This window comes from Nocardiopsis halotolerans DSM 44410, from assembly GCF_000341065.1.
Taxonomy (GTDB): Bacteria; Actinomycetota; Actinomycetes; order Streptosporangiales; family Streptosporangiaceae; genus Nocardiopsis; species Nocardiopsis halotolerans.
On the sequence record NZ_ANAX01000347.1, the window covers coordinates 1 to 5393 of the forward strand.

Sequence of the window (5393 nt, forward strand, 5' to 3'; positions counted from 1 at the left end):
GCCGCTCCGGCGGCCGTGGGCTAGAGCCCGGGCCGGTCGCCGCCGCGGAACCGTTTCCAGGCCTCGGTGAACAGGTCCGGGAGCGGACGCGTTGGCTGGTGGCGCACGTGCCGGCTGAAGGGCAGGCCTCCGGAGCCGTCCGCCAGGTCGTACAGGGGCAGCTTCCACGCCTCGTACGGCAGGTTCGGCGCCTGGGCGTCGGTCCAGGGGCCGGGGACGAACACCGAGCGGCCCGCGCGGGCGCGCTTGGCGGTGAGCACCAGGTCCGTCTCCAGCAGCTCGGCCTGCGCCCTGCGGTGCCGCGCCGGGGTCCAGCCGTTGACCGCCCGCACCCGCCGGTCGGTGGGTTCGAGCACGGTCAGCAGCTGGAGGTACAGGCGTGCCGCGTCCGGGGACAGGCCGAGCTCGCGCGCCGCCTCGGCGAGCAGGTCGGGGACGCAGGCGGCCGGATCGTACTCGTGCGCCCCCTCGGCGAGTTCCCCGGAGGAGATCCTCTCCGCGATGGCGGAGAAGTCCGCGCCCAGCAGCAGATCCACCTCGGCCAGGACCCCGTGCCAGGCGTAGCCGGGGTCCTCGGCGACCAGCCCGCGCAGTACCCGGGACCGGACGTCGGTGCCGAGCTCGGCTGGCCGGAACCACAGGACGGCCTCGCCGCCGGTGCCCACGGTCAGCACGGCCGTGCCGTTGTCGGCGCTGGCGGGGAAGGGGGTCTCGCCGTTCGCGCCGCGGTAGGGGTGGCCGCCCACCGCCTCCAGCAGGCGTTCGGGGTTGTCGTTCCACAGCTGTGCCGCCTTGAACAGCAGCTCGGGCGCCCTCAACCGTTCCCTGACGACGGCCAGGGCGGCGGGGATCCCCTCACGGACGGGATCGCCCGCGGGGAGTTCGGCGTACGCCCACGGAATGAGGTGGGCGAGGTCGGCGACGACGTCGTCGAGGTCACCCGTCTCCTCGGGCTCCTGGACGAGCGCCGTGAAGGGGTGGTTGTAGTGGGTGTACCGCACGTCCAGGGTGCAGGAGGCGTCCCGGGACAGGGCCGCCTCGGTGGTGTGGTCGGCCAGCAGGCGGAGCCCGTCGGTGGGAACCCGGTCGAGCTTGGCCGTCTGGAACGCGGACAGGGTGTCCTCAGCCAGGGCGAGCCTGCTCCCGAAGCGGGCGTTCCAGGCCTCGGCGAGGCGTTCGGCCACACCCAGGGTGCCGCCCGGTTCCCACAGTGCGGTGATGCCCTCGGGGGTCGACGGGAGCGCGTCGCGGTACAGGTCGAGCAGTTCCGCGCCGGACAGTCCGTCCAGTTCCCGCCCACCGAGGTCCACGTCGACGGTGGACAGGCCCAGGAGCCTACGCGTGTGGGTGGTGAGGCGACGGGCGTCCCCGCTCCGGTGGGCGGACAGAAGCAGGACCGCGGCCGCCCGGGGCAGACCGGTGCGCCGGGCCAGGAGTTCGGCCGCGGCCGGGTCCCACGGGACGGGGCCGGACTGGGCGAGGGCCGTGGTGAGGGCGGTCAACTGCGCGGTGTCGCCCCAGGCCAGGTCCGCCCTGTGGCGCTCGTGCTCCGCGTGGGGGGCTTTGACGGGCAGCGGGGTGCCGGAGTGGAGTTCGACGAACCGGTCGACGCGGACGTGGTCGTCGGTGTCCGTGCGGAACCGAGTGCACAGGTCCGTCCCCACACGGCGGGCGCCCTCCCCGGCCAGGGGCGCCAACTCCTCCGTTCCGGTCTCCGGGTCGTCCGCACCGGTGAGCCCGCCGGTGTCCAGGGTGACCCCGCGGTCGGCGAAGACCGTCCCCGCCCAGCGGCCGAGGAAGTCCCCCAGCGCGTCCCGTTCGTCGGCGCCCGTGGTGGGCAGGGCCGCGTACCAGGCCAGGGCGCCGATGCGGCCCACGAGCGGTTCCCAGTCCATACCGCCGCGTGGGCGCCTGCCCACCTCCTCGGTTCCGATGTCGCCGCGCAGGAACCGCGAGGTCACCTCGATGTGTGCGCGGGTGTCACCGCTGCTCGTGGTCCTTCCCGGTAGGAAACGGGCGAGCCCTCGGGACAGGTGCTCGGGGTCGGGCTCGGCCTGTACGCGTTCGGCGTCCCTGGCGATCTCGGCGACGTAGTCGTCCAGGTTCCACCACAGCCGCGCCGCGGAGTACGCCATCCCGGTGACGTTCCAGACCAGGCCGTCGTGGGGCGTGTTCCCGCCGGAACCGCCGGAGAGCAGCGCGGCGGCCGCCGCCCTGGTCCGCTCGGGCTCTCCGACACCCGCACCGCTGCGGACGAAGGGGTTCGACCCCTGCCCTGCGCGCGACCAGGGACGTGCGGGACCCGGCCCGATCTCCTGGAGTTCCTCCTCCTCGGCCAGGGCCGCCTCCAGGAGTGCCGCCACGTCGTCCGCGTCCACGGCGCGCAGCCGTGCGGAGGCACGGGCGTCCCGCACCCTCATGAAGTGCAGGAAGAGCGGGCCGGGCAGATAGGGGGTGCCCCACCTGGCGGTGCACCTGCCCGTATCGCCGGGGTAACAGGACCAGACCTCCCCGAACCCGCCAGCGGTGTGGAGGGTGATCCTGCCACCGCCGCCGGTGCTCAGGGCGTGGGTGGCGCCTCCGGGCGCGGTGAACAGCCCGACGGGGGCGCCGCGGTGAAGGTAGTCGTGCGGATACCGCGTGGGAACGCTCACGGAGCGACCGTCGGTGTCGGTGACCCGGTACACCCCTCCCTCCGCTCCCCGCCGCGTCACCGCGACCGCGAAACCCGCGAATCCTGAGGCACCGCCCACCGGACTGTCCGGTGTGGGTTCGGGTAGGGGCACGAGGGAGGAGGCACCAGGCACCAACTCCTCGCCCTCGGTCAGGGGGTGCTCCTCCAGGAAGGCGGGAAGACTGGCCCGGCCCCGGTCCCCCGTGGCGGGATCCACCTCGTAGAGGGTACGGCCGTTCTGGATCCAGTTGGGGTGGCCGTCCAGGACCCAGTGGGTGTGTCCGTCACTGAACACGCGCAGGTCCCTGCGGTCCGGGACGTCCCCCGCCCGGATCGCACGGCGACCGCCCATGCGGGCCCCGTCGGTGGTGAGCCGGGCGGGCCCGGTCGAGCGGTCCTCCTCGGACCAGTGGCGCGGCGCGTTGTCAGAGCCTCGGAAGGACAGCTTGGTGCCCGGGTCGGTGGACCAGTAACCGGAACGGTCGCCGTAATAGTCGGTGCTGTCACGATAGGCGACCAGGAACGCGCCGTCGGCGTAGACGGCCACGGGTTCCTCGGCACCTGGAGGCAGACGCAGGTCGTGCTCGGCGACCCTCCCCTGCGGCCCCACCGCGATGGCCCTGGTCCTGGAGGACAGGGTCAGGACCGGCCAGCTGGCCGTACTGGTGATCCTGGGTCGGGTCCCGGACCAGACATCGGTCGCGCCGAGCTCGCGGGCGGCCTCCTCCAGCGCCTCCCATCCGTACTCGCCGAGGAGCCCCGCGCGCAGGGTGGTGGCGAACGCCTCGGCGACGTCGACGGTCTCCAGTTGGGCACGGCGTTCGGGGAAGGCCCGGAAGACGGCCCCGCCCGCCTCCCTCCTGAGCCGCTCGAGGGAGGTCTCCGCCTCGACCAGCCCCGCGCCCGTCATGTCCCCGATCAGCTCGCCCAGCCTGCGGTCCACGTAGGGGTGCAGGTGGTCGTGGGCCAGCAGGTCCTCCAGACCCGGGTGATGCGTGACGCCGTACACGACGACGGCCTCGGCCAGGTGGGATTCCCACACGGGATGGGACCGGATCCACGCCAGATCGCGGCGGGGACCCCCCTCGCCCCTCACCCAGGCGCCCAGGTCCAGACGCACCCTGTCCGGTTCGTGGACGGGCACGCCCAGTTCCAGGCACAGGTCGAGCAGGGTCGGGGAGACCTCGCCCGTGCGGCCGTCGCCTTCGAGGTGGACGGGCTCGCCGTCGGCGCGGAGCCGGTCGGCCACGCGCGCGACCACGTCCATCAGGCGCGCGGGCATGCTCCTGCGCCAGCCCTGGCAGTGGGAGACCATCCGGGAGAGCCAGGAGGCGGCACCTCCGGGGACGGGCTGGCCGGGGTCGGCGAGCAGGTCGACGGCCCCCGCGTCGTCGAGCAGCTCCAGCCACCACTCCTGGAAGCCGGTGTCACCGGAGACGAACAGCCTCAGCAGGGAACGGGCGGCGTCGGCGTCGGAGCGCCCCAGGACGACCAGGGACCGGCGGACGGCCTTCCAGAACCCCTCCGGGGCGGAGGAGGTGGCCGGGACGTCGAGCAGCTCGCGCAGCAGCGCGGTCTCCTCGGTCTGGGGATCGAGCCCGGCCGCCCTGGCCAGGGTGCGCATCTGCTTGGGCAGGCCGGTCCAGGGCGGCAGACCGCCCAGGGTGCGGCGCAGGCTCAGCTCGCGGAACTCGGCGTGGGCGCGGGCGGGATCGTAGCGCTCGGCGAGCTCGGTGGCGTGCCCGGCCAGGGCCCTGACGGTCAGGGCCCCGGCGAAGGCGAACTCCAGGAAGGACTCCCTGCGGGTGGTCTCGTCCACCGGCAGGCCGTACACGCGCTCGGCCTCGCGGGCCCGGCCGAACATGACGGCGGCGACACGGGCGTTGTCGGCGGCGACGAAGGCCCGCCCGGCCTGCTCCCAGTAGGCGGGCAGGTGCGGCAGGGGAACGTCCTCGGCGATGTGGTCGAACTCGTCGGCGGCCGCTCCGGGTTTGGACGCGGCCAGCCGCGCGGCCCGCTCCATCGGGCGGACCAGTGCCAGCGCCCTCGACCGGCTCCCGGGGTCGTGGACCAGCGCCCACTCGGGGTAGCCCAGACCGCGCTGTCGGGCCAGCGCCAGGGGCTCGGAGGGCTCCCCCGTGGCGAAGCCGAGGAAGTCCAGGGCCGTGTCCTCGGCCGGGGCGAGGGTGTCGGGGACCAGGCGCACGACCGTGCGTCCGGCCAGGGAGGGATGGGTGTAGGAACGGGCGCGCACGGTGTCGGCGCCCGCGTCGGCGGGGGTGTCGGGGGAGGCCAGTCCCGCGTCGAGGAGGCCGTTGCCGGGGGCGGTGCTCATGACGTGCCCTCCTCGGTGTTCGCGCGGCCCGCGTGGACGAGCTCGGCCATGCGGACGCCCTCGGACCAGGCGATGGGGCCCACCTCGTTCAGCGGCAGGGCCCGCTCGTCGGCGTCGACCCACAGCAGGTGACCGGTCTCTGTCTCGAAGTCGGGCGCGTCGGAGCCGATCCAGTAGCGTGCCTGCACCGGGTGGCCCTCCTCGCCGATCCGGCAGACGGCGTAGCCGCCGCGGACGGAGAAACCGAGGCGCTGGGCGCGGCCGGTGGCGTGGCGCAGCTGCTCGAAGCGTCCGCCGGAGTAGTCCTCGACGACGGTGGTGTCGGGCACCTCGGCGGGCTTGCGGTGGATCTCGCGGGTGAGCTGGGGCAGGCGCTGGGTGATG

The 5393-nt window shown here is 74.2% G+C and carries 1 protein-coding gene and 1 pseudogene; both read right to left on the reverse strand.

All coding sequences use genetic code 11. The features are described 5' to 3' along the window. Positions 1 to 20 precede the first annotated feature (20 nt). Positions 21 to 5009, reverse strand: coding sequence for a hypothetical protein (locus tag D455_RS0125645; RefSeq protein WP_017573522.1), 4989 nt, complete (start codon positions 5007 to 5009; stop codon positions 21 to 23). Then, positions 5006 to 5393, reverse strand: a pseudogene (locus tag D455_RS34320) (DUF4132 domain-containing protein); the annotation flags it as partial. The pseudogene D455_RS34320 and the gene D455_RS0125645, both read right to left, overlap by 4 nt.